Raw genomic sequence first — 20,559 nt, forward strand, 5'->3', positions numbered from 1 at the left:
CCATAGTTTGTTCAAACTGAAATAAGGGAAAAATGTAGCCATCATAGGCGGTATTTTCCGTATTATGCTATACTGATAAAAAATAGCCGCCAGTCTATAGATCAGAGGAGCGTTTGAATGACGTTGGAAACTCTAGAAGCATGGTTTACACTTGAAAATCTTCGCGAATTAATAGCAGAGTACCGTGCATTCGGACCGCTGCTCGGATTCCTGTTGCCGGTTTTTGAAGCTTTTCTGCCTTTTCTGCCGCTCGTCGCTTTCGTTGTAGCGAATGCGAATGCTTACGGTGTTCTTTTTGGCATACTGCTCTCATGGGCAGGGGCTTCAGTAGGTGCGCTGATGGTCTTCTGGCTGATCAGACGTTTCGGACATTTACGACTGTTTTATTTTCTGAGTAATCAAAAACAGGTCAGAAAGCTGACTACATGGGTGGAGCGCCACGGATTCGGTCCGCTGTTTCTGCTGCTGTGTTTCCCATTTACACCATCAGCAATAGTCAATGTTGTAGCAGGGCTGTCACGAATCAGCGTCATACAATATATGCTTGCTGTAGTAACGGGTAAACTTGTGATGATCTCAACGATCTCATTTATCGGTGCGGATATCGTCTCACTTATCCGGGAGCCTGTAAAAACAGCCATCGTACTTGGGGTAATCGTTGTACTGTGGATTGTTGGTAAGAGAGTGGAAAAAATGATTAATAAAAAAATGGAACGTGACATATTGATGCACGAGCGTCATAGAAAGTCTGCCGGGAATGAAAGGTTGGAGAATAGATGGAATCGTGGAAAAAAGAAGGCTTCGAATGGCTCAAAGCATTAGCAGTAGGCGTTGTGATCGTACTGGTAGTCCGCATTTTCCTTTTTTCTAATTATGTAGTGGAAGGTGTATCGATGCAGCCGACACTGCAGGATGGAAATAAGCTTGTGATTAACAAAATCGGCTATCAGATTGGAGACTTTGACCGGTTTGATGTCATCGTCTTTCATGCAAACGAATCAGAAGACTACGTGAAAAGAGTCATCGGCCTTCCGGGTGATGAAGTCGCTTATGAAGACGACAAGCTTTATATCAACGGAGAGTATTATGAAGAACCTTATCTTGAGGAATTTAAAGAAGAGGGTAAGCGTCTGACAGGTGACTTTACGCTTGAAGAGCTTACTGGAGAAACAGAAGTTCCTGAAGGTCACCTGTTTGTACTTGGAGACAATCGTGAGCAAAGTCTCGACAGCCGGATCTTCGGCTTTATTGATCAGGACTCAGTCGTTGGCAAAGTCAACCTGAGATACTGGCCGTTAGATGAACTTGATATCAGGTTTTATGAATAAAAGAGTATAAGCTAAAGTTTTATACAGGATTGAGCTATCCATCAGGATGGCTCTTTTCATTTCCCCGTCACTTTTCATTGAGGGAGAAGTGTAAGATAATAGCTATATGCAGATGACAAAGGAGGCTGAAGTCATGCCGCTTATCATTAAGACAGGACGTTCAGGAACCGGAAAAACAGATCAAATTATGCAGGAAATCACTGCGAAAGTAAAAAATAACCCGTCAGGTGATCCCATTCTGTTAATTGTACCTGAACAGATGACCTTCCAGTCGGAATACCGCCTCGCTCTTGAAACCGGCGGAATGGTACGGGTGCAGGTGCTGAGCTTTACACGACTTGCCTGGAGAATTCTTCAGGAAACAGGAGGCGCCACGCGCATACATATTAATCATACGGGTGCGAGTATGCTAGTCAGAAAACTGATCAGTGAACAAAAAGATCAGATGGTGATGTTTGGCCGGGCAGCAGGCAAGCATGGGTTTGTCAGTCACGTAGAAAAAATGCTCACAGAGTTCAGAAGATATTGTGTGAACCCTGAAGACCTGCTTGAAAAAACAGCAGAAATCAGCGGTACAGCGCCAAAAGCTTTAGTAGATAAGCTGAAAGACATTGAACGGATCTATTCAGGGTTTGATGAGCGCCTGGAAGATAAATACATAGATTCAGAAGATTACCTGAGACTGCTGGCTGAAAAAATAAGTGACTCAGATCTGATCAGTCAAGCAGACATTTATCTCGACGGTTTTCACAGCTTTACTCCTCAGGAATATCTCGTCATTGAAAAGCTGCTGAAGTCTGCAAAACAGGTCACAGCTGCAGTGACGGCAGATCTGTCTTCAACGGACCCTTTACTTTTCCGTCAGACTTCAGATACTGTCAGCCAGCTGAAAGGCATCGCTGCTGATACTGGTGAAAAGGCAGAAGTCATCACATTTGGAGAAAATAAAAAATATAAAGGCAGAGGTTTGTCATTTTTAGAGCGTTCGTTTGAAACTTATGGAGCAGTGTACAGTGAACCCGCTGATCTGACGGTGATTGAAGCAGCGGGTAGAAGAGCAGAAGCTGAAGCAATCGCAAGGGAGATCAGAAGACTTGCAAGAAATGAAGGGTACCGCTATAAAGATATTGCCGTACTTAGCAGGAACGGGGAAGCGTATCATGAAATCATTGAGCCGGTTTTCAAAGATTACGATATTCCATATTTTATAGATAAGAAAAGAACCATGCTTAATCACCCGCTGATTGAATTTATCCGGTCAGCACTTGAAGTAGTTACGAAAAAATGGCGTTATGAGGCAGTTTTCAGAGCGGTAAAAACGGAACTGTTTTTCCCTGCTGAGGCTGACTATGAAGTGCTCAGGGGAAATATGGACAGGCTCGAAAATTATGTGCTTGCACAGGGAATTCACGGTTACCGCTGGCAAAAAGAGTTTTATTATAAACAGTTCAGAGGGCTCGATTTTGTTCACCAGCCTCAAAATGATGAAGAAAAAATGATTCAGGATGATTTGAATGAATCAAGAGTAATGATTACAGCACCAATGAACACCTTTGAAGAGAGGCTGAAAAAAGCAGATACTGTTCATGCTTATTGTGAAGCAGTATTTCTGCTGCTTGAAGAGCTTGATATCCCGCTTAAGCTTGAACAGATCTCACATGCAGCTGAAGAAAAAGGTGATGTGGAAGCTGCAAGAGAGCATGATCAAGCGTGGGACGCAGTAGTGGAACTGCTCGATCAGTTTGTTGAAATCACGGGGGAAGACCGTATGACGCTGCAGGAGTTCAGTGAGATCCTGGACGCCGGTATGGAGACACTTGAATTCTCTCTTGTTCCTCCTGCCATTGACCAGGTGATTATTGCAGACCTGGAACTTTCGAGGCTTCCTGCAGTCTGCGCGTCATTTGTGATCGGTGTCAATGATGGTGTCATGCCCGCCCGGATGCAGGATGACGGAATTTTAGCTGAAGAGGACAGGATTTTTATGGAGCGCGCTGGGTTAAAGCTTGCACCAGGGTCGCGTGAAAAGCTTCAGGATGAGGATTTTACAGCTTACAGAGCATTTACCTCTCCTTCAGAAAAGCTTTATATCTCTTATCCTCTGGCAGATGAAGAAGGCAAGTCGCTGATTGTCTCACCTTATATTAAAAAAGTGACTGGCATGCTGCCTGAGCATAAAAGAATGCTTGCCGTAAATGATCCGGTGGAAGTTCCGGCAGAACAGCAGCTTGACTATATATGCCATCCGCTTCCGACGGCATCATTCATGACTTCCCAGCTCCAGCAGCTGAGAAAGGACTATCCGGTCGCAGATATCTGGCGCGACGTTTATAACTTTTATGTAACTGATCCGCTGTGGAAGCAGGAGAGTAAACGGATTCTGTCCGGTTTATTTTATGGCAATACAGCAGCGCCGTTATCAAGAGGTACTGCTGAAGATCTGTATGGCAGTTCAATGATGGCCAGCGTGTCAAGAATTGAAAGAATGAACAGCTGTGCGTTTCAGCATTTTTCAAGCCACGGGCTTCGTCTGAAGGAAAGAAGTATTTTCAAACTCGATGCGCCGAATATTGGAGAGCTATTCCATGCTGCGCTTAAATGGATATCCGAAGAACTGCTGCAAAAAGGCATCAGCTGGAAAAGCCTGTCCCAGCGCCAGTGTACGGAGCTTGCAAATCAGGCAGTCAGTCATATCGGACCGCAGCTACAGTATGATATTTTGAACAGTTCGAATAAATACCGCTATATTGCAAAGAAACTGCAAACGGTCATCAGCCGGGCATCATTCATTCTAAGCGAACATGCCAGAGCAGGAAATTTTGAACCGCTCAGAGTGGAGCTCGGATTTGGTCCTGGTCAGGAACTTCCGCCGCACAGTATTCAGTTAAGTGACGGTGACACGATGTCACTGCAGGGAAGAATTGACCGTGTAGACCATGCCAGAAGCGAAGGGAAAGTATATTTAAGAGTTATAGATTACAAGTCAAGTGTAAGAGACCTTGATTTTACAGAGATGTATTACGGGCTTTCACTGCAGATGATGACATACCTTGATGTTGCGCTGACGAATGCAGCAAGACTCGTACACACTGAGGCTGAACCGGCAGGCGTACTCTATTTCCATCTTCACAATCCGGTTGTGAAAACAAAGAAAACAATGAGTATGCAGGAGATGCAGGATGAATATCTGAAAAAGTATAAAATGAAAGGTCTTGTGCTTGGTGATGAAGAGGTAGTGAAACTGATGGATATGACGCTTGAAGAAGGGAATTCATCCATTATTTCAGCAGGCCTCAAAAAAGACGGTACGCTCAGGTCGAACTCAAAAACAGCCAGCAGAGATCAGTTTAATGATATGAGATCACATACCCGATCTATGTTCAAAACTGCAGGAGACAGAATCAAGGCAGGGGACGTATCAATTGATCCTTATGAATATAAGAAACGGACGCCTTGTCAGTTCTGTTCGTACCGGTCAGTCTGTCAGTTTGATCCTGCACTTGAGCAGAATCAATATCGTTCACTCAGACCAAAAAAAGCTGAAGATTTGTTTCAGGGAATGAAGGGGGATCACCAATGATTCCGGTAAAACCTCAAAACGTCACTTGGACCGATGAACAGTGGCGTGCCATATTTGAAAAAGGCAGTGATATTCTCGTTGCAGCAGCGGCCGGGTCAGGAAAAACAGCCGTTTTAGTAGAGCGGCTGATTCAAAAAGTGCTTGATACAGATCAGCCGACTGATATAGATGAACTGCTTGTTGTAACATTTACGAACGCTTCAGCTGCAGAGATGAAGCATCGTGTGGGAGAGGCACTTGAAAAGGCATTGATTGAGAATCCTGAGTCCAGACATTTAAGAAAACAGCTGACTCTCATTAACAAAGCCTCCATTTCAACGCTGCACTCATTCTGTCTTGAAGTGATCAGGCAGTATTATTATCTGATTGATATCGACCCGGGCTTCAGAATCGCAGATGATACAGAAGCGGAACTCCTGAAGGATGAAGTCATCGAAGAGATCCTTGAGAAGGAGTATGGCATTCCGGATAACGATTCATTCGCAGAACTTGTGGAAGCTGTTACAAATGACAGAAGTGATGATGCCCTTCATCAGATGATCAGGAAACTTCATACGTTTTCACGTTCACATGCAGACCCGGATAACTGGCTGGATGGAATCATCACACTGCATGAGACGGACGGTATTCAGATTGATGATCATCCGCTTGCAGGATATGTGCTGTTTCACGTTCAGCTTGAAGCAGAAGGCGCAATTGAACTGATCAATCTCGCTCTTGAAGCTGCCAGAAAGCCAGGTGGACCACACCCGAGAGCAGTTAACTTTGAGGATGATATCAGGCAGTTAAATGAAATCCGCGATGCTGCAGGCTGGGAAGAAACAGAAGCAGCAGTATCAGCTTTTTCAATGGGGAGACTGAAGCCTTGCAAGGGCGATGAATTTGATGAAGCATTAGTCGAACAGGCGAAAAAATGGCGCGATCAGGCAAAGAAAATGATCAATGATTTAAAGGATAACTTTTTTGTCAAGAAGCCTGAGGATCTGCTCGGGGATATGAACCGGATGACCGGCAGACTATCCACACTGGCAGCGCTGGTCAGAACGTTTGAAAAAGCATTTAAAGCGGCTAAAGAAGAAAGAGGACTCGTTGACTTTAACGATCTTGAACACTTCTGCCTCGAGATCCTGCGTGACCCTGAAACCGGCGAACCTTCACAGGCAGCTTATCATTATAAAAATAAGTTTAAAGAAGTTCTTGTAGATGAATATCAGGATACGAATATGGTACAGGAAACGATTTTGCAGCTGGTGAAGTCAGGCGGTGAAAAAGACGGTAATCTGTTCATGGTTGGAGATGTAAAACAATCCATTTACCGTTTCAGACTTGCTGAACCAAATCTGTTTCTCGGAAAATACAGGACATTCCAGCAGCCGGGAAGCGGACAGAAAATTGATCTGGCCAAAAACTTCAGAAGCCGTCCCGAAGTCCTTGACGGTGTAAACTTTATTTTCCGTCAGATCATGGGCGAAATGGTCGGGGAAATTGATTATGACCAGGACGCTGAATTAATCCCAGGTGCCCCTTATCCGACAGATCTTACAGTACCGGTCAGATTTACAGTGATTGATCAGGCTGATGAAGGTGCGCCGGAAGAAGAAATGCCTGAGGAAGTGATGGATGAAAGAGAGCTTGAGCGCTCAACGCTTGAAGCCCGTTATATGATCAGCGAAATCCGCAGTATGATTGATGACAGCAGGCAGATCTATGATGTGAAGAAGAAGCTGTACAGACCGCTCGAATACAGGGACATAGTCATTCTCACGCGGTCTATGACGTGGACACTTGACATCATGGATGAATTCAGACAGGCGGGAATTCCGCTTTATGCGGATCTTTCAAGTGGCTACTTTGATGCAACAGAAGTGGCGATTATGGTTTCACTTTTAAAAGTGATCGACAATCCGATTCAGGATATTCCGCTTGCTTCGGTGCTGAGGTCTCCAATTGTCAGATGTACAGAAGAAGAGCTTGCAATGATTAGAAAAGCTGATTCGAAAGGTACTTTCTATGAAGCACTCCAGACTTATATGTCATCAGGTGATCCTGATAGTGCACTAAAAGAAAAATGTTCATGGTTTTTAATTTCTCTTAGAAACTGGCGGGCACAGGCGCGAACAGGTGCTGTATCAGAGCTTGTCTGGCAGCTGTTCCGGGATACACAATTTTATGATTTTGTTGGCGGGCTCCCGGGCGGCAAGCAGCGTCAGGCGAACCTGCGGGCGCTGTATGACCGGGCGCGGCAATATGAATCCACTTCTTTCAGAGGTCTCTTCAGATTCTTAAGATTTGTAGAACGCATGAGAGACCGCGGGGATGACCTCGGAGCAGCAAGAGCGCTCAGTGAGCAGGAAGATGTCGTTCGTCTGATGACAATCCATAAGAGTAAAGGGCTTGAGTTTCCGGTTGTCTTTATTTCAGGAATGGCAAGGCAGTTCAATGAAATGGATCTGAGAGGCAGTTATTTGCTTGATAAAGATTTCGGTCTTGCACTGTCGTATGTTGATATCGAAAACCGGATCAGCAGTGTAACGCTTCCGCAGATGGCATTCAAGGAAAAAAAGCGTCTTGAAAATCTGGCTGAGGAAATGCGTGTGCTGTATGTTGCAATGACCCGGGCAAAAGAAGAGTTAATTCTGATTGCTACAGTTCCTGATGCAGAAAAATCCAAAGAAAAATGGTCACTTTCGGGTTCTGACAACACGTGGCTGCTCCCCGATTACACTAGAAAAGGTGCAAAGTCATACGCCGACTGGGTAGGACCATCACTCAGCCGTCATCAGGACGGCATTCATGCTGTTCCTTCAAGTGTGCTGAAGGATCCATCTGTATGGAAGATGCAGATGCTTCATAAGCAGCTTTTCAATCGGGAACAGAAAAAAGAAGAAGTGGCTGCGGAGTGGCTGAATCATGTTCAAAAACATGAACCTGTTCCTGGACAAAGTGATGAATACGAAGATATTATGACACGGCTGAAATGGCAATATCCCTATGAACAATCAGCAATGATTAAATCAAAACAATCCGTTTCCTCTATTAAAAGGCAGCACGAAACATTTGATGAAACCGGTGCGGATTCCATTGTTAAGCCTGCTAAAAAACTATATGAACGTCCTTCATTTCTGAAACAGGAGAAAATGACAGCGGCTGAAAAAGGTACGGTTATGCATACAGTTATGCAGCAGGTACCGCTTAAAAAAGTACCGGATGAACAGGAGATTCAGTCATTGTTAGCTGAGCTCGAACTAAAAGAAATTCTGACTGCAGAGCAGGCTGAAACCGTCAGAACCAATGATGTGACTGCGTTTTTCCAGTCGGATCTCGGCAGACGAATGATTGAATCAGATCAGGTAAGCAGGGAAGTCCCGTTTACCTATGCTGCCACGCCTCAGGAAGCAGGCATTCAGTTAAATGTAGATGATCCTGTGCTGATTCAGGGGATCGCAGACTGTCTGTTTGAGGATGAGGGCGGGCTGGTATTGCTCGATTATAAGACAGACTATGTGGACCGAGCAGATCCACAGGTAAAAGAAAAATTGTCAGAACGTTACAGGCTTCAGCTGTCTCTTTATAAGAAAGCACTGGAGAAAAGTCTGAATCGACATATTGATGAAGTTTATTTGTATTTCTTTAACGCAGACCTGACAATAAAAATAGAATAAACTGGCCCAGCCAGTCGGAGGGATATGTATTGAGTTTACAGCCAATTGATTCACAGCAGAGAATTCAAAACCTTGATGTCATTCGCGGGTTTTCTCTGCTTGGCATTTTTATTGTTAATATGATTGCATTTCATTCCCCAGTGTATTACTACGATCCGTATGCGTGGTGGGGGGATTCACTGAATAGACAGGCCTACTGGTGGATTGATGTATTTGTGCAGGCGAGCTTTTACCCGATCTTTGCAATGATGTTTGGTGCAGGGCTTGCATTACAATTTGTCAGGGCACAGCAGAAGAATACGCGCTTTTCATCGTTTGCTGTGCGCAGGCTTGGTGTACTGCTTGCAATTGGAATGGTGCATGCATTTTTAATCTGGTCAGGAGACATTTTGATTACTTATGCAGTTACCGGCTTTATTCTGATCTGGATGCTGAAAATGAGTGGGAAAATGCTGCTGACACTCGGCTTTATCATCTACTTCCTGCCACAGACACTGCTTGCAGGTATTATGTTCTTTGCAGCAATGGTTGATCCTACAACTGTTACTTATTTCAGCTCAGTACAGGATATCGAGTCATCTGTGGCGAATTATGGCAGCGGCTCTTTTGGACAGATCTTCAGTCAGCGCCTTGAGGACTGGCAGTATGCCAATGATCCCTCTGCATTTGTATCCATTATCATCGTGATTCTTCCGTTAATGATGATTGGAGCAGGGGCTGCTAAAGTCCAGTTGTTCCAAAAAGCGAAGGAGAAAAAAATGCTGCTTGGCATATGTACTCTCCTGTTTTTAGGAGCAGGAATTGCAGTGAAAACGTCTCCTTACTGGGGGGAACAGAACCTTGCTTTTGTCTTTACCCAGGATTACGTTGGAGGGCCGCTTGTTGCAATGAGCTATATGACATTGCTGCTGCTTATCATGACGGCACCTGTTACAGCTAAGCTGCTTCAGCCGCTGGCGAAAACAGGAAGAATGGCATTGACAAACTATCTCTTACAATCTGTTATAGGCACGATTATTTTTTACAATTACGGGTTTGGTCTCTACGGGGAGGTCACGCTCTCAACAGGTACACTGATTGCACTTGGTATATTTTTTATGCAGGTGATCTTCTCGGAGCTGTGGCTGTCCAAATTCAGCCAGGGTCCAATGGAGAAATTATGGAGAAAACTGTCGTATTCCAGAAAATAAAACTGTCAGATTAGCAGAAAAAATGTATAATAGAAGGACAATTCAGATTTTAAGGAGTGTACATTCAATGAAATTTCTATCTTTCCGTTTTGAAGACAAACTACTTTACGGTGTCAAAGTAAAGCGAGAGGAAGCAGCATGGAATATTGTCCGGATCCATAAAGAGCTGATTCCAAATGAACAAGTACCTGCAACACTGCTTGAAGGTATTCAAAGCGGAATGGAATTACAGGAGACAGTCAGAAAGTGTATTCGTGCAGCTGAAGAAAGTGATCACGTTTCACGCTACAAAGTAAAATTTGATGATCTGGTATGGGAAGCGCCGGTACCCTGCACTCCTAAAAATGTAATGTGCATTGGAAAGAACTACCGTGACCACGTCCTTGAGATGGGTTCAGAAAAAGATATCCCTGATGAGCTGGTTGTATTTACAAAAGCATCAACTTCTATTACGGGAGATAACGCACTGATCCCGTCATACGAAGAACTGACAGACCAGCTGGACTATGAAGGGGAACTCGCAATTGTCATTGGTAAAAGAGGCAAAAATATTCCTGAAAAACAGGCAATTGATTATGTCTTCGGATATACAATCGTTAACGATATCACAGCAAGAGATCTTCAGAGCAGACACAAACAATTTTTCATCGGTAAAAGCCTTGATGAAACTTGTCCAATGGGGCCGTTCCTGGTATCAAAAGATGAAATTCCGCATCCACACAAACTGAGTATCGTGACAAAAGTAAATGACGAGATCAGACAGGATGGAAACACATCAGATATGATTTTTTCAATTGAAAAGATCATCTCAACACTGTCAAAAGGAATGACGCTAGAACCGGGAGATGTAATCGCAACCGGCACACCAGCGGGCGTCGGAAAAGGCTTCAACCCGCCTAAATTCCTCAAAAAAGGTGACCAGATCAAAGTCTCCGTCCAGGGAATCGGCACACTGACAAATGAAATTGGTGAATGATTTAAGTTAATAACAGATCATGTGTAATGAAGAGAGCGCATATTCAGAGTAGAATTTTATACTTTGAATATGCGCTTTTAATAGAAATTCAAAGTCATAAAGTAAACTCAGCTGGTCCTTGAAGTGGAGGTCGGAGGCTCACCATTCGGGGGCAGGAAAGCGCAGCACTGCACGGAAGGGGCCAGCGGTTACAAGCACCCCCTGATGCAAAAATCAAAAGCGGTTGTTTTAAGCAAAATTCATGACTCCGTCAATGTTTTCAGGTGACATGATAAGGGAATATGGTAGCATATAGATAGTTCGGTATTTTGGTTCAGGAGGTTAGGGAATGTTAGACAATACACACTTACACATTACAACATGGGTACTTGGAATCGTTCTGTTCTTCATTGCGCTTGCGTTAATGAAAGGAGCGAACGCAAAAGGTGCTAAGATCGTACATATGATTCTACGTCTGATGTATGTGCTTATCATCTTTACAGGCGGCTGGTTATTTTTCCAGTTCTCGTCAATTGATGCTGCACTATACGGCGTGAAATTCCTGCTGGGAATACTCGTAATCGGATTCATGGAGATGATCCTTGTCCGTACGAAAAAGCAAAAATCAGTAAAAGTAATGTGGATACTATTTGTAATCGTGCTGCTGGCTACACTGTACTTCGGGTTCAGTCTGCCGATCGGCTTCGATTTCCTACGTTAAAAGTCGCTTATACAGCGGCTTTTTTCTGTATAGATTAACCACCATATTCAAAATTGAGTTCAAACCGACACCTGTGTATACTTAAAACATCAACTATCTGTATAATATTTGAACAATGAATGTATAATTAGAAAGTTATAGGGATGGAGGCTGTTTTTATGACCCGTTCAATTGCAATTATTGGCGCAGGACCAGGTGGGCTCGCAGCAGCAATGCTGCTTTCTGCTAAAGGGTTTAAAGTAGATGTATATGAAAAACATTCGTTTGTAGGAGGGAGAAACAGTTCTTTTACGATGGATGGTTTTACGTTTGATGTAGGTCCTACTTTTCTGAGTATGCCTGAGATTGCTGAAGAGATTTTTCAGGAAAGCGGAAAGAACCTTCACGATTACGTTGATATGATTGAACTTCCGATGATGTATGAGCTGGTTTTCAAAGATAAGCAGGTAAAAATGTATCGGGATCCGGAAAAAATGAAAGCGCAGATACAGCGTTATTTTCCCGGTGATGAAGCAGGGTATGATCGCTTCATGAATGATACGAGAAAGAAAATGGATGCGCTGCGTCCGATTCTGCAAAACAAAATAGACCGTTATACAGATTATCTTTCATTAAGAGTACTGAAAGCATTGCCTGAACTGTCACTCGGAAAGAGTCTGTACGATGTGTTAAGTCAGTATTTCACTCATGAAGAACTGAAACTCGGGTTTACATTTCAGGCTAAATATCTGGGCATGTCTCCATGGGAATGTCCCGGCGCTTTTTCAATCCTTTCTTTTATGGAACATGAATATGGAATCTTCCATCCAAAAGGCGGTGTGAATCAGCTTTCAAAAGCGATGGCGAAAGCTGCTGAAGAACTTGGCGCTGAGATTCATCTGGGTGACGGTGTGAAAAAACTCCATATTAACAACAGAAAAGAAGTAACCGGATTTGAGCTGGAGTCGGGCAGACAGATCATAGCGGATGAAGTGGTGATCAATGGGGATGTATCGCACGTGATGACAAACCTGGTTGAAGGAAATCACTTGAAAAAGTTCAGTGAGAAAAAACTGAGTCAAAAGAAATATTCCTGTTCAACTTTCATGATTTATCTTGGGATTGATAAAGTATACGACCTGCCTCACCATACAATTTCTTTTGCTGAAGACTATAAGAAGAACGTGGAAGAAATTATGCAGACTCAGCTGTTATCTGAAGATCCCTCCATTTATATTCAAAATGCATCCGTTACTGACCCGACACTTGCACCGGATAATAAATCTGCACTCTATATCCTTGCCCCAGTACCCAACAATCTGAGCGGCCTTGACTGGGATGAACAGGAAGAGACATTCAGAAACCTCGTACTGGATTCAATCGAAGCAAAGACAGGTTTTAAAGATTTGCGCAATCATATTGAAGTGGAGCGGATCATCAGTCCGAAGCATTGGGAGATCGATTTCAATGTATTCAAGGGAGCTACATTCAGTATGGGGCATCAGTTGAGTCAGATGATGGCACTGCGTCCGCATAATAAGTTCGAGGAGCTTGGACGAACATGGTTAGTCGGAGGCGGAACCCACCCGGGAAGCGGGCTGCCTACGATACTCGAGTCAGCACGCATTACCTCAAATCTTCTGATGAATGAAAAGCGAAATCGCATAGAAAGCGGTGAAGCAGGATGAGAGTATCGATTATAGGCGGTGGAGTCGGGGGTATGATGTCTGGTCTTTTGCTAAGGAAAAAGGGATTTGACGTAACCCTTTTTGAGAAGGAAAAGAATCTTGGCGGCAGACTGGCTTATCACGAGCACGGAGATTACAAAATCGATAAAGGCCCGACGATTGTTCTTTTACCCGAGATGCTGCAGTCACTACTAAGCGAAGCTGGTGTGAATGAAGATGAGTACGAACTGATCGCATGCGACCCGCTTTATGACCTTCATTATCAGGATGGCACAGTCTATACAAAATACCGTGATAAACAGGCACAGATGAATGAGATCAGCAGAGTATTCCCTGGCGAAGAAGCCGGGTTCAGCCGATTTATAAATGACATGGAGAACAGATTCATTGAAGGAAAGCCGAAGTTTCTCGAACAGTCATTTTTGAAGCGCTGGGATGCACTTCAGCCTTCGGTTATTAATTCACTGAGAAAATTAAAAGCATTCAGGTCTGTTTCGAAGCAATTGCATCAATATTTTCAGGATGACAGACTGAAAACAGCTTATGCGCTGCAAACGTTGTATATTGGCGGCAATCCTTTTCAGACGCCCGGGATTTATTCTCTGGTATCCTACAGTGAACATGAACATGGTATCTACTACCTTAAAGGGGGATATGCAGGACTTGCAGAAATTCTTGAAAGGCAGATGGACCGGGTAGGTATTCGGATCATAAAAGAAGCGAATGTTGAGAAAATTACAATTGCTGCTGGAAGAGCTGAAGGTGTCTTGTATAATAGTAAGTATGAACCAGCGGACGCAGTCGTCTTAAATGGTGATTTTCCTATTGCTGAAAGTCTGGTGCAGAAGCAGGGAAGACAGTACCAGCCGTCATCCGGATGTCTGCTTATGTATATCGGTGTTAACGGAAAATACAATGATAGAAAAATGCATCAGTTTTATCTGAGTGAAAATTTTGAGAAGACAATGAATCAGATTTTTAAAGAACAGAAAATTCCTGATGATCCTTCCTATTACGTGTTTAATCCTTCTTTGATTGATCAGAGTCTGGCTCCAGAAGGTAAAAGTGTGCTGTATGTACTGGTGCCGGTGCCGCCTGAGATCGATCAGGATTGGGATGCAGTCAAACATACATTATCAGATCAGATACTGGATTCGATGGAAAAGGCAGGATTTGAATCTCTTAAAAGCCGCATGGAATGGGTAGATATCAGAACGCCTGAAGAAGCGAAACAGGAGGGACTGTATGCCGGTGGCAGTTTCGGTATCGCACCTGCACTGTTTCAATCAGGACCATTCAGGCCGCAATTTCAGCCATATCCGGAGCTGGAGAATGTGTTTGCGACAGGAGCTTCCACTCACCCTGGAGGCGGCGTGCCGATTGTCATGCAGGGTGCAAAACTGTTAGCAGATGGAATGGACAGAAAGTTTAATAGAAGGGAGAGATCAGCAGATGGAATTGGCAAGAGCTTATAAAGAGTGTGAAAAGGTTATTAAAATACATTCGAAAACTTTTTACAGAGCTTTTTCAATGCTTCCTTCAAAAGATAGAAATGCAGTCTGGGCGATTTATAGTTTCTGCAGAACAGTAGACGATATTGTAGATGAAAGTGATACACCGGAAAAGGAGCTGTCACAGTTTGAAAGCGATTTTGATCGTTTTCTGTCAGGTGAAAAGTTGAATGATGCAAAATGGATTGCCCTTTCTGATGTATTCAGCCGTTATGATATGAACGTTCAGGCGTTTAAGGATATGGTGAAGGGGCAGAAGATGGACCTTGCTCACAGAACCTATCACACAACAGATGATGTTCTCGACTATTCATATCATGTAGCAAGTACGGTAGGTCTTATGCTTTTGCCGGTACTTGCGCCTGAGAATGAGAAAGCATTGCGGGAGAGTGCAGTGAAGCTTGGTTATGCCATGCAGATCACGAATATTTTACGTGATGTCGGTGAAGACCTGGAGAGGCAGCGGGTGTACCTGCCGGCTGAAGTAATGTCGCGGCACGGCTATGATGAATCTCTGCTGTTTGAAAAGCAGGGGGGACAGGCTTTTATCAACACGTGGGAAGAGCTTGCTGTACTTGCTGAAGGATATTATGATGAGGCCATGAATAAGCTGCACTTATACCCGCCTTCGAGCCGGGTGCCGGTCAAAGGGGCAGCGGTTTTATATCGTGCCATTCTTAATCAGGTCAGAAAGAATAATTATAACGTATTCTCAGAGAAAAATTATGTGCCGGCTGAGGAAAAAGATAAGTTATTATCAACTTACCAGTAAAAAAGCATCCGCTGTCAGCGGATGCTTTTTTTAGTAATGTCTCCAAATTTTATACGGTTTTCTTATAAACTTTTTGCTTTTTTGCAGACTTTCCAAGCTGATCCAGGCGCTCAACAAGGCTGCCTGACAGCGTATCGCCTCCAGTAGCTGTTGAAGAGACAAGTGATTCTTTCAGCTCGTATGCATTTGAACCATGTTCAGCGTAATCAAGACCTGTGATCTCTTCTTCACGTGAAACGCGGATACCGCCTGCTGATTTCAGGATAAATACAACTGCGCTTACTGCTAATCCTGTCCAGAGAATAACTGCTCCTACGCCGATTGCTTGCACGCCAAGGAGTGAAGCACCTCCTCCGTAGAATAATCCGTTTGCCGTATCAAATAGACCAACAGCAAGCGTTCCCCAGATCCCGCAGATTCCGTGCACTGCGATCGCACCAACCGGATCATCTTTCTTCAGTACCACATCAATGAAGCGGATACCTTCAACAAGAATAACACCTGCAACAAGACCAATCACGACTGCGCCAATTAATGATACGTTCGCTGTACCTGCAGTAATACCGACAAGACCACCGAGTGCACCGTTCAATGTAATAGAAGGATCAATCTGCTTGAATCTGATTTTCGTATAAAGAGCAGAAGCAATGACACCGCCTGAAGCTGATAAAAGTGTTGTTGAAATAACAACTGGTACAAGTGTCGGATCAGCTGCAAGTGAACTTCCGCCATTAAAACCAAACCATCCGAACCAAAGGATAAACACACCAAGTGCGCCGATCGGTATATTATGTCCTGGAATAGCATTCACTTTTTTACCTTCATACTTTCCGATACGTGCACCAAGGAATGCAACGGCTGCAAATGCACCTACAGCACCTGTTAAGTGAACAACAGTAGAACCTGCAAAGTCGACGAAACCAAGCTCTGAAATCCAGCCGCCTCCCCAGACCCAGTGGCCTACAACAGGATAGATCGCGCCAGTCATCAATACAGTCAGTATTAAATAGCTGCTGAGCTTCATCCGTTCAGCAACAGCACCGGAGATAATGGTCGCACAAGTTGCGGCAAACACAGCCTGGAATAGGAAGAAACCTACATCCTCAACGCCTGAGAGAGCGAAGCCGGTTGTGCCGAAAAAACCGTTTGAGCTTCCGAACATAATCCCGTACCCCACAAGGAAGTATAAAACAGAACCAATGGAGATCGTCAGGATATTCTTTAATAGAATATTGAGTGTATTTTTAGCTCTCGTAAACCCTGATTCGACCATCGCGAACCCTGCATGCATAAAAAATACTAAGATAGCTGCAATCATAACCCACATTGTATCCAATGAAAATTGTACACTTTCAGCTGTTACTGGTGCTGCATAAGCACTCGTTGTTACCAGGCTGCCTAAAGCTGTAATAGATAAAATCTTCTTCTTCATTGATCATACACCTCCGAATTTTTAAAGAACTGCCTGTCTTCCGCGTTCACCGCTTCTGATTCTGATAATCTCTTCAATAGGTGAAATGAATATCTTGCCATCTCCAACCTCACCGGTACCACAGGCTTCGATAATTGCGTCTACGATTTCTTCTGTCCGGTGTTCTTCAGTTACCATTTCGACTTTAATCCGTGATACAAGAGGAAGTTCATAAGATGTTCCTCTGAAAGCGCCTTTCTTGCCTTTTTGATTTCCGCATCCGGCAGCTTCAAAAACTGTCAAACCGTTAATGCCAAGATCAACCAGCTTTTCCCGTAAAGTCTGAAATACTTCAGGACGGACGATCGCTTCGATTTTTTTCATATTTATCCTCCTTGTTTCTGATGTCATATCACCTGACATGAATTATATGTTAGGAAATATAACATGAAAGTTGTTATGTTTATAATAATATTCAGAATATTAGTTAATTGCAAGTGTTTTTTTAGAAAAAACGTTTTTAATGTTAGGTTTTATGACGTGAAAAAAGCCCTCACATGAGTGAGAGCTTGAATGAAAACGTTTTACGGCTGAGCAAACTTTTTTTCAATCCATCCTTTAGAACGCCATCTCCGGAGCATCAGAATTCCTCTGAGCCATTCATCCAGTATAAAGGCGATCCATATACCGATGAGCCCAAGTCCAAATACAATTCCCAGCAGGTAAGCAAACAAAACGGCTACGCCCCACATCGATAAGATCCCGATATAAACAGGAAATTTCACATCTCCGGCGGCACGTAGAGAATTGATCACAACAAGGTTAAAGCTTCTGCCGGGCTCGAGGATAATTGTGAGATAAATCAGGATGGAGCCAAGAAATAAAATATCCTCATTTGCAGTAAAGATACCAAGCAGTGTTTCAGAGAAAATAGAGAACAGCAGAGCCATCCCAAATGAAATCATAATGGCAATTCGTAAACTCTTAATCCCTCTTTTATAAGCCTCTTCATATTTTCCTGCACCTACCATATGTCCGATCAGGATCTGAGTACCCTGGCCGATTGAGATCGCAAATAAAAAGATAAACATCATGATATTCAATGTGTATACCCTTGTCGTTATTGCCTCTGTACCGAGTGATGCAATAAAAGCTGTGATGACCAGCTGAGAAGCATTGTATGATAACTGTTCTCCGGCAGAAGGGATGCCGATTTTCAGCAGATTCTTCAAATGGGAGGCGGGCAGTCTGAATAAAGAGATAAAAGGCAGTCCGCCATCAATGCGTTTAATCAAAAGAATAAATAAAACAATTAATCCTATGAATCTGCTGATGACAGTGGAATAGGCAACGCCTTCAACGCCTAGTACAGGGAACCCGAATGCACCAAAGATCACAATATAATTCCCTGCCACGTTAATGATGTTCATGCCGAGCGTGACGTACATGGCGTCTTTCGTGAAGCTGTAACTTCTGAGCACGGCGCCAAGTGTCATAATAACTGCCTGTATAAAAGATAATCCTCCGACAACTTGCAGATATACCGTCGCCTCTGGCAATAATTCAGGAGGCAGATCCATCAGTAATAGAATGTTGTCGTCAAAAATGAATAGCAGTACACTGAGGATCAGACTGAAGACGAGGTTGGCAGCAATTGAAACAACCGCAATTTCAGCGGCGCTTTTATTTTTTTCTGCGCCGAGATACTGAGCAACGAGAATAGAAGTACCAGTTGCAACAAATCCGAACATCACGATAATCAATGCGAGAATCTGATTGGAAATACCAACTGCTGCAACACTGTCATCAGAATACTGGCTGAGCATTAACGTATCAGCATTACCCATGAGCATATGGAGAGAAATTTCTATAAAAATGGGCCATGTCAAAGCGAACAGAGTTAATTTCTTTTTGGAGCTTTTCACTGCAAAACCTTCCTTCAAACCGGTATTTCACATAATAAATGACTGAGGCGGCTGGGCCTCAGTCTGAGTAGTTAACCAATTTTAATCATTTTTATTTCTTGTGGTCGTAATTTAATTTTTCCCTTTTTCCATTTATGCGCTTCTTCAGTCATTAAGTCAATGGTTTTCCGTTTATTTAATGAATAAGGTATTTTGACAGTGTCTTTTTTATGAGACAGGTTGATCAGAATCAACACTGCTGAATTCTCATTCTCTCTTTTTAATATCAGCGTTTGGTCACTCAAATCATAAAATGACAGATCGCCTTCATTTGCAAGAAGAGGCTCATCTTTTCGCAGCTTGATCAGCTTTTTTGTGAAAGATAATAATTCCTGATTCTGTTTTGATTCATCCCATTCCATACATTTTCTGCAGCCCGGGTCTTGTCCTCCGGTTAAGCCGATCTCGTCTCCATAATAAATACATGGAGTACCATAGTAAGTTAATAGCAGTGTAAAGACCTGCTTAACTCTTACAAGGTCATGACCGCACTCTGTCAGAATTCTCGGTGTGTCATGACTGCCGACAAGATTGAAAGCTGCTTGATTGACAGGTGAAGGATACATGAATTGCACTTTAGTCATATTTTCAATAAATGTTTTAATGTTAATATCGCGTTTTGCGATTAGCTGGAGTGCGTTGTTAGTGAATGGGTAGTTCATGACTGCATCGAACTGATCACCCTGCAGCCACGGAATGGAGTCGTGCCAGACTTCACCAAGAATATACAGGTCCGGATTAATATTCTTCACTTCCTGTCTGAACTCCCGCCAGAAAGCCTGATCCACTTCATTTGCCACATCAAGACGCCAGCCGTCAATTTCAAATTCTCTTGCCCAGTAGCGTGCAGCTTCAAGTAGATAATTTTTTACCTCAGGATGTTCTGTATTCAGCTTAGGCATCATATAAGTAAAAGCAAAAGTATCATAATTCGGTTCGGGTTTTGTCTGAACAGGAAAGTCCCAAATATGAAACCAGTCTTTATATCTTGAGTTTTCACCCTTTTCAAGTACATCCTGGAATGGAGGGAAGAAGAAGCCGCTGTGATTAAATACAGCATCAAGCATCACTTTAATGCCGCGTTTTTTACATTCAGAAATCAGTTCCTTTAAGGTTTCTTTATTTCCGAAATACTGATCGATCTCAAAGTAATCGATCGTATCATATTTGTGGTTAGATGAAGCTTCGAATAACGGAGTAAAGTAAATGCCGTTAATCCCGAGGTCTTCAAGGTAGTCAAGGTGATCGATGACTCCCTGCAGGTCGCCTCCGAAAAAAGAGTCTCTTTTAGGATCTTCACTGCCCCATGGAATAGTGGCAGGAGGATTAACCGAAGGGTCGCCGTTAGCGAATCGCTCCGGAAAGATCTGATACCACACTGTGTTATGTACCCATTCAGGTGACTGAAACAGGTCTGCCTGGTTCATATAAGGCATACAGAAATATTCTCCAATGTCTTTCGGTGGAGCAGGATGAAAGTTCTTTTCCCCGTAAAAGACACTTTTCTTCTTATTAGATAGAACAAAACCGTATCTCAGACGATGGTATGGAGGGGAGATATTGATTTCCCAGTAGTCATGAAGCTCATCTGTACCGGCAGCCTTCATGTCAAGCTGGCTGAAGTTCCACTGGTCATTCGTCCAGTCGTAGGGGTCACCGTGTACAAGTGTTACCTGGTGAATATCATTTTTTGCAGTTTTTAATCGGATTTGCATCTCATCTGAATTGATTGAATAGGCCATCGAGCGGTCGGCGCGATGGTAAACAGCAGCTTTATTCATCTGGATTGGAGCCTCCT

At 43.4% G+C, this 20,559-nt stretch carries 14 protein-coding genes; 10 read left to right on the plus strand and 4 right to left on the minus strand.

From position 1 onward, the window contains the following. Nucleotides 1-117: 117 nt before the first annotated feature. The 10 genes from KP77_RS07690 (at nucleotide 118) to KP77_RS07735 (ending at nucleotide 15,386) form a co-directional block, all read left to right on the plus strand. On the plus strand, nucleotides 118-822 hold the full coding sequence (locus KP77_RS07690; protein ID WP_084218634.1) for a TVP38/TMEM64 family protein: 705 nt from the start codon (nucleotides 118-120) through the stop codon (nucleotides 820-822). Beyond that, nucleotides 777-1,328 carry a signal peptidase I gene (gene lepB, locus KP77_RS07695; RefSeq protein ID WP_041122142.1) on the plus strand — a complete coding sequence of 184 codons (552 nt, stop codon included), beginning with the start codon at nucleotides 777-779 and terminating at the stop codon, nucleotides 1,326-1,328. The genes KP77_RS07690 and lepB overlap by 46 nt, the downstream gene beginning before the upstream one ends. Before the next feature lie 133 nt (nucleotides 1,329-1,461). Beyond that, nucleotides 1,462-4,908, plus strand: coding sequence for a helicase-exonuclease AddAB subunit AddB (addB, locus tag KP77_RS07700; RefSeq protein WP_041122143.1), 3,447 nt, complete (start codon nucleotides 1,462-1,464; stop codon nucleotides 4,906-4,908). Then, the gene (gene addA, locus KP77_RS07705; RefSeq protein WP_041122144.1) at nucleotides 4,905-8,570 is read left to right on the plus strand and encodes a helicase-exonuclease AddAB subunit AddA; all 3,666 of its coding nucleotides are present in this window, start codon (nucleotides 4,905-4,907) and stop codon (nucleotides 8,568-8,570) included. Before addB ends, addA begins: the two co-directional genes overlap by 4 nt. Before the next feature lie 29 nt (nucleotides 8,571-8,599). Continuing rightward, the gene (locus KP77_RS07710) at nucleotides 8,600-9,760 is read left to right on the plus strand and encodes a DUF418 domain-containing protein (RefSeq protein ID WP_041122145.1); all 1,161 of its coding nucleotides are present in this window, start codon (nucleotides 8,600-8,602) and stop codon (nucleotides 9,758-9,760) included. Between the two features lie 67 nt (nucleotides 9,761-9,827). Then, on the plus strand, nucleotides 9,828-10,736 hold the full coding sequence (locus KP77_RS07715) for a fumarylacetoacetate hydrolase family protein (RefSeq protein WP_041122146.1): 909 nt from the start codon (nucleotides 9,828-9,830) through the stop codon (nucleotides 10,734-10,736). A 328-nt stretch (nucleotides 10,737-11,064) separates the two neighbouring features. Then, nucleotides 11,065-11,436: a YisL family protein gene (locus KP77_RS07720; protein WP_041122147.1), complete on the plus strand. Its 372-nt coding sequence runs from the start codon at nucleotides 11,065-11,067 to the stop codon at nucleotides 11,434-11,436. Between the two features lie 158 nt (nucleotides 11,437-11,594). After that, nucleotides 11,595-13,103 carry a phytoene desaturase family protein gene (locus tag KP77_RS07725; protein WP_041122148.1) on the plus strand — a complete coding sequence of 503 codons (1,509 nt, stop codon included), beginning with the start codon at nucleotides 11,595-11,597 and terminating at the stop codon, nucleotides 13,101-13,103. Beyond that, the gene (locus KP77_RS07730; RefSeq protein ID WP_041122149.1) at nucleotides 13,100-14,578 is read left to right on the plus strand and encodes a phytoene desaturase family protein; all 1,479 of its coding nucleotides are present in this window, start codon (nucleotides 13,100-13,102) and stop codon (nucleotides 14,576-14,578) included. The genes KP77_RS07725 and KP77_RS07730 overlap by 4 nt, the downstream gene beginning before the upstream one ends. Beyond that, nucleotides 14,556-15,386: a phytoene/squalene synthase family protein gene (locus tag KP77_RS07735; RefSeq protein WP_041122150.1), complete on the plus strand. Its 831-nt coding sequence runs from the start codon at nucleotides 14,556-14,558 to the stop codon at nucleotides 15,384-15,386. The genes KP77_RS07730 and KP77_RS07735 overlap by 23 nt, the downstream gene beginning before the upstream one ends. A 49-nt stretch (nucleotides 15,387-15,435) precedes the next feature. Here the strand turns inward: KP77_RS07735 and KP77_RS07740 are convergent, their stop codons facing one another. From KP77_RS07740 to KP77_RS07755, 4 genes are all read right to left on the minus strand, one after another. Continuing rightward, nucleotides 15,436-16,818: an ammonium transporter gene (locus tag KP77_RS07740; RefSeq protein WP_041122151.1), complete on the minus strand. Its 1,383-nt coding sequence runs from the start codon at nucleotides 16,816-16,818 to the stop codon at nucleotides 15,436-15,438. Between the two features lie 21 nt (nucleotides 16,819-16,839). Next, nucleotides 16,840-17,181 carry a P-II family nitrogen regulator gene (locus KP77_RS07745; protein ID WP_041122152.1) on the minus strand — a complete coding sequence of 114 codons (342 nt, stop codon included), beginning with the start codon at nucleotides 17,179-17,181 and terminating at the stop codon, nucleotides 16,840-16,842. A 200-nt stretch (nucleotides 17,182-17,381) separates the two neighbouring features. Next, complete coding sequence (locus KP77_RS07750) at nucleotides 17,382-18,722, minus strand: MATE family efflux transporter (RefSeq protein WP_041122153.1); 1,341 nt, start codon at nucleotides 18,720-18,722, stop codon at nucleotides 17,382-17,384. A gap of 71 nt (nucleotides 18,723-18,793) precedes the next feature. Next, a complete protein-coding gene (locus tag KP77_RS07755) occupies nucleotides 18,794-20,542 on the minus strand; it encodes a glycoside hydrolase family 13 protein (protein WP_041122154.1) in 1,749 nt (582 codons plus the stop codon). Between the last annotated feature and the right edge of the window lie 17 nt (nucleotides 20,543-20,559).

This window comes from Jeotgalibacillus alimentarius, assembly GCF_000829445.1.
Classification (GTDB): domain Bacteria; phylum Bacillota; class Bacilli; order Bacillales; family Jeotgalibacillaceae; genus Jeotgalibacillus; species Jeotgalibacillus alimentarius.

What these genes read in the sequence shown, in the direction of transcription:
- KP77_RS07725 (WP_041122148.1), top strand. Translation starts at nt 11,595, where the DNA reads ATGACCCGTTCAATTGCAATTATTGGCGCAGGACCAGGTGGGCTCGCA.
- KP77_RS07690 (WP_084218634.1), top strand. Translation starts at nt 118, where the DNA reads ATGACGTTGGAAACTCTAGAAGCATGGTTTACACTTGAAAATCTTCGC.
- KP77_RS07745 (WP_041122152.1), bottom strand. Translation starts at nt 17,181, where the DNA reads ATGAAAAAAATCGAAGCGATCGTCCGTCCTGAAGTATTTCAGACTTTA.
- addB (WP_041122143.1), top strand. Translation starts at nt 1,462, where the DNA reads ATGCCGCTTATCATTAAGACAGGACGTTCAGGAACCGGAAAAACAGAT.
- KP77_RS07730 (WP_041122149.1), top strand. Translation starts at nt 13,100, where the DNA reads ATGAGAGTATCGATTATAGGCGGTGGAGTCGGGGGTATGATGTCTGGT.
- addA (WP_041122144.1), top strand. Translation starts at nt 4,905, where the DNA reads ATGATTCCGGTAAAACCTCAAAACGTCACTTGGACCGATGAACAGTGG.
- lepB (WP_041122142.1), top strand. Translation starts at nt 777, where the DNA reads ATGGAATCGTGGAAAAAAGAAGGCTTCGAATGGCTCAAAGCATTAGCA.
- KP77_RS07720 (WP_041122147.1), top strand. Translation starts at nt 11,065, where the DNA reads ATGTTAGACAATACACACTTACACATTACAACATGGGTACTTGGAATC.
- KP77_RS07740 (WP_041122151.1), bottom strand. Translation starts at nt 16,818, where the DNA reads ATGAAGAAGAAGATTTTATCTATTACAGCTTTAGGCAGCCTGGTAACA.
- KP77_RS07715 (WP_041122146.1), top strand. Translation starts at nt 9,828, where the DNA reads ATGAAATTTCTATCTTTCCGTTTTGAAGACAAACTACTTTACGGTGTC.
- KP77_RS07735 (WP_041122150.1), top strand. Translation starts at nt 14,556, where the DNA reads ATGGAATTGGCAAGAGCTTATAAAGAGTGTGAAAAGGTTATTAAAATA.
- KP77_RS07755 (WP_041122154.1), bottom strand. Translation starts at nt 20,542, where the DNA reads ATGAATAAAGCTGCTGTTTACCATCGCGCCGACCGCTCGATGGCCTAT.